Annotated in this window: 1 protein-coding gene; it reads right to left on the minus strand. The window is 61.6% G+C overall.

Translation table 11 applies throughout. The annotated features are described in order from the left end of the window. Positions 1-29: 29 nt before the first annotated feature. A protein-coding gene (locus tag ACFOOR_RS14850) for an IS3 family transposase (RefSeq protein WP_380214907.1) occupies positions 30-1,207 on the minus strand; the annotation gives its coding sequence in 2 pieces (ribosomal slippage) (positions 30-955 and positions 955-1,207; 1,179 coding nt in all). Positions 1,208-1,272: the final 65 nt, after the last annotated feature.

Consider the following 1,272-nt stretch of genomic DNA (forward strand, 5'->3'; position numbering starts at 1 on the left):
TGACCCAGCCCCCTGATCCGGGCCGTGAGTTAGTAGAGTCTGTTCGCCTTTCTTTCTGGGTTGGTATGGGTGGTCAAGGCCCGGTGAGCGGAGCCATTGCGTAGCTCAGGCGAACCGGGCCGGGGGTGACGGGACTGCTCGGCATAGACACTGGGCGCCAGTCCCCCGAGTGCGGTGTGTGGTCTCTCGGTGTTGTAGTCGATCCTCCATTCCTCGATCAGGCTGCGGGCTTCGCCGAGCGAGGAGAACAGGTGCTCGTTCAGGCACTCGTCCCTGAGCCGGCCGTTGAAGCTCTCCACGAACGCGTTCTGTGTGGGTTTGCCCGGCGCGATGTAATGCCATTCGACACCGCGCTCCTTATGCCAGCGCAAGATCGCATGGCTGGTCAGCTCAGTGCCGTTGTCACTGACGATCATGCGCGGCTTTCCGCGCTGTTCGACCAGGCGGTCGAGTTCGCGTGAGACCCGCACACCTGAGAGCGATGTATCAACCACGACCGCCAACGCCTCGCGCGTGAAGTCATCGACCACACACAGCGTTCGGAAGCGCCGTCCGTCAGACAAGGCATCCGATACGAAGTCGAGGCTCCAGCGATGGTTCGCTCCCGAGGGCAGCAGGACCGGCCGCCGTGTTCCAACAGCTCGTTTGCGCCCACGCCTTCGGCGAACCGTCAGTCCCTCCTCCCGGTAAAGCCGGTAGACCTTCTTGTGGTTCGCATAGAGGCCTTCGCGCTCAAGGAGAATGCCCAGCCGGCGATAGCCGAACCGGCGCCGTTCACTGGCGAGGTCTCGTAGTCGCGTCCGCAGTTCACCATCGCTGCCAGAGCGCTTCTGGTACTGGAAGGTCGACCGGTCCAGCTCTGCAAGAGTGCAGGCCCGACGCTCGCTCATCCCGTGCTTGGACATCATGTGCTGCACGGCCTGGCGCTTCACGTCGGGCGTCAGAAGTTTTTTGAGGCAATATCCTTCAAGGCCGCGTTGTCCAGCATCGCATCGGCCAACAAGCGCTTCAGCCGCCCGTTCTCCAGTTCGAGCGTCTTCAAACGCTGTGCGTCGGATACGCTCATCCCGCCGAACTTGGCCTTGTACTTGTAGAATGTCGCATCGGAGATCCCGTACTTCCGGCAAATCTCCTTCGTGCTCACACCGGCGTCGTGCTCGCGCAGCATGCCGATGATCTGCTCCTCCGAATAGCGGCTCTTTCGCATCGTCCATCCTCTTCTCGATGGACTCTACCACGTTCAATTGGCCGGAATTCAGGGGGCTGGGTCAC

The sequence above is a fragment of the Hyphobacterium vulgare genome, assembly GCF_042643335.1.
GTDB classification, from domain to species: domain Bacteria; phylum Pseudomonadota; class Alphaproteobacteria; order Caulobacterales; family Maricaulaceae; genus Hyphobacterium; species Hyphobacterium vulgare.